The sequence below is a fragment of the Bartonella sp. AA126HLJHH genome, assembly GCF_042197425.1.
In the GTDB taxonomy this organism is placed as follows: Bacteria; Pseudomonadota; Alphaproteobacteria; order Rhizobiales; family Rhizobiaceae; genus Bartonella.
Genome location: NZ_JBHIRU010000062.1, coordinates 1 through 2,664 on the forward strand (window position 1 = coordinate 1; position 2,664 = coordinate 2,664).

The following is a 2,664-nucleotide window of genomic DNA, read 5'->3' on the forward strand; positions in this document are numbered from 1 at the left end:
AAGGCGCCCAAGCCCATTTCACGGCGCCGACCGTGAATGGTATAACGATAAAGCCATTGAGCACCACCATCTTTACGCTTATGGAGGATCAAGCCGGCACCATCATTATATTTGCCAGCTCCCAATGTTGCGACAGCCCTTGCGTTAAGACGATTCATAAAAACCATTTTCATTCCTTTCTTATACAGTTTTACCCACACACTCATCCCGCTTGTGACGTGCAAAGGTGTGGTTTTGATTGATTCAAGATAAGCAGATTTAAAATGAGAGAATCTTGCGTTATTCGAGGGTCTAATTCAATATGAGTAACGCTAGATTATCATTATAAATCAATACGTTGTATCTTTAAGGAGAAAATTAGTTCCTTTATATGAAGTGATCAATGATCGTTCAGGTGATGTGGTGAATTTTTTTCGGGTGTTGCAACGCCATTATTACCCTTTCATGGATCTGTTGGAGTTCCAGGTGAGTAGCTGTGAGGCGTTTGAACGGTTACGCACCCAAGATCCCAAGACCCTGACAGATTTAGAGCGGGCATTGCGGTTTTTATATCTGCAGCGGTTGAGTTTTGGTGGCAAAGTGGCAAAACAGACGTTTGGAGTTGATCCACACCGTGGTGCACGGTTTAATAGTCTCAAACTTGAAGCCTCCTTAAAGCTTATTTACCGTCGTTTAGCAGGTGTGACCATTGAACATTTAGATTGGTTTGAGTTTATTAGGCGCTATGATCGTCCCAACATCTTGTTTTACCTTGATCCGCCTTATTGGGGTGTTGAGGATTACTATGGCAAGGATTTGTTTAAGCGAGAGGATTATCAGAGGATGTCCACACTGCTTGCACAATTAAAGGGAAAGTTTCTTCTGTCACTCAATGATGTGCCGGAGATTCGCAAAAGCTTTAGCCCATTTAAGATAAAAGAAGTCACCATATCTTATACATGCAGTTCAAATAATCCAATTCCAGCTCAAGAGCTCATCATCTCAAATTGCGACTTTTAGCAAAGGAGAAAAAGCTGCCTTAAAGGGTCTTTAAATGATCTTTGAAAGGCCTTTGAAGACCCTTTGAAAACCCCTTTAATTTTTTAAAAAAGACGTGAATTTTAAAAATGAATTGCTGCAAAACCTGCTGACAAGTTACATACAAGACATATAGAATCAATAATTTATAGCACGACAAAAGTGCTGTGGCGGAGGGGGTAGGAATGCTATATTTATATAAAATCAATAGATTATATAGAAGTTCGGGAATTTTGATTCCGTTGATTCTTTTAACTTATTTTCTGCCTATCCCGAACCTTTTTAGAGCTTATTCTCGATCATTTAGTTCTAAATTTATCTTTTATTTTCTCTTCTTTCAGATATTAAGAAAGATGGCTGTGAGAGAAGGAATTGTGTTAGAGATCTGCTAAGGTTATTGTGTTTCAAAGGTTGCTTTTTAACACCTTTTGAACTATATTACCACCTTATTGTAAGGTAGGAGTATAGTCATGGCTACAACTGTTAAACTGTCTGATGATCTCATTAATGAGGCTAAGCGTTACGCGTCTGTTTATAGCCGCTCGGTTCCTAAGCAAATTGAATATTGGTCGCGTATGGGCAAAATAGCCGAAGAAAATCCAGATCTCTCCTTTCAATTTATTCAAGCAATCTTACTTGGACAACAAGAAAATGCAGATGGCGATGTAACAGCATTCGAATTTGGCTGAATCTATGCAAGTTTTACAAACCCATTCATTTAAAAAAACTGTCAAAAAACTGCATGCCAACCAAAAACAAGATCTAAACCAAGCTGTTCGCGTCATTATGAAAACGCCCACCATTGGTCAAGCCAAAACAGGTGATCTTTCTGGTGTTTTTGTCTATAAATTTAAAATGGCCAAGCAATTGACGCTGCTTGCTTACAGCTATGAAGATCACACGATTACTTTGACCTTGTTAGCACTTGGCTCTCATGAAAATTTTTACCGAGATCTTAAAGCATAATATATTTTACAACTTGATAGAGGCACACAGCATTAATTTTACTAAAGTTCTCCAGTGCTAAAGGTATTAAACCAAAATTTATAGACATGATCAAGCTATATTGGGCACCTAATTGCGGCATAATATTTTTAGCTAAACCGATTGGAGGACTTTGCAGCAAAGGAGTACTGCACTCATCTGCTATTACATACCTCTAACTTGAGTTAAAAACAAAGCTCTTCCGTACACCCCAACAAATGGCTTTGTCATGATAGAACTTTACTAGATTAGAGGTAAGTCAGTAGCATCTGTTATAAATTTAACGCTTCGCACTTTCCTCGGTAAATTCAAGCCGCAAAATACTAAATACAACTAAGTCCTATAGCTCAATGCGCACATAATCATGCATGGTGTTTCTAGGCTCAACAAGTTACACCTCAGTTCTCTTGCGCAAATACGAATAAGAAGGGTTTAATTTGCTAATTTTAGCTCAGTCTTAAGTACAACCTCTGGAAAGGCTACACGTGCCTGCTGCATCAACGTCATATTAATGCCATAGAAAAATCCCTTACTATCTGCTATAGCTTCATTATGACGCAAGGGATTGGTACGAACCCCTGTAAGGATAAGCAAACGCAAAGCCAGTTGTGTGGGGTTTGTTGTTTGGCAAAGCGTTTTATAAAAAGCGGGAACATCTTTCCA

The 2,664-nt window shown here is 38.7% G+C and carries 4 protein-coding genes and 1 pseudogene; 3 read left to right on the forward strand and 2 right to left on the reverse strand.

All coding sequences use genetic code 11. The annotated features are described in order from the left end of the window. Positions 1-167 (reverse strand): Arm DNA-binding domain-containing protein (locus ACFIQC_RS09520; protein ID WP_375707110.1); only part of this gene is annotated, 167 nt, incomplete at its 3' end. Positions 168-315: 148 nt separating this feature from the next. On the opposite strand from ACFIQC_RS09520, the gene ACFIQC_RS09525 reads away from it, so the two are divergent. The 3 genes from ACFIQC_RS09525 to ACFIQC_RS09535 all read left to right on the forward strand — a co-directional run bounded on the left by ACFIQC_RS09525 (position 316) and on the right by ACFIQC_RS09535 (position 1,983). Next, entirely contained in the window at positions 316-999 is a 684-nt protein-coding gene (locus ACFIQC_RS09525; protein ID WP_375707111.1) for a DNA adenine methylase, read from the forward strand. Positions 1,000-1,487: 488 nt separating this feature from the next. Then, complete coding sequence (locus ACFIQC_RS09530; protein WP_005773872.1) at positions 1,488-1,706, forward strand: TA system antitoxin ParD family protein; 219 nt, start codon at positions 1,488-1,490, stop codon at positions 1,704-1,706. Next, positions 1,699-1,983, forward strand: coding sequence for a type II toxin-antitoxin system RelE/ParE family toxin (locus ACFIQC_RS09535; protein ID WP_375641247.1), 285 nt, complete (start codon positions 1,699-1,701; stop codon positions 1,981-1,983). Before ACFIQC_RS09530 ends, ACFIQC_RS09535 begins: the two co-directional genes overlap by 8 nt. A gap of 450 nt (positions 1,984-2,433) precedes the next feature. Here ACFIQC_RS09535 and ACFIQC_RS09540 read toward each other — a convergent pair. Continuing rightward, a pseudogene (locus ACFIQC_RS09540) lies at positions 2,434-2,664 on the reverse strand (integrase); the annotation flags it as partial.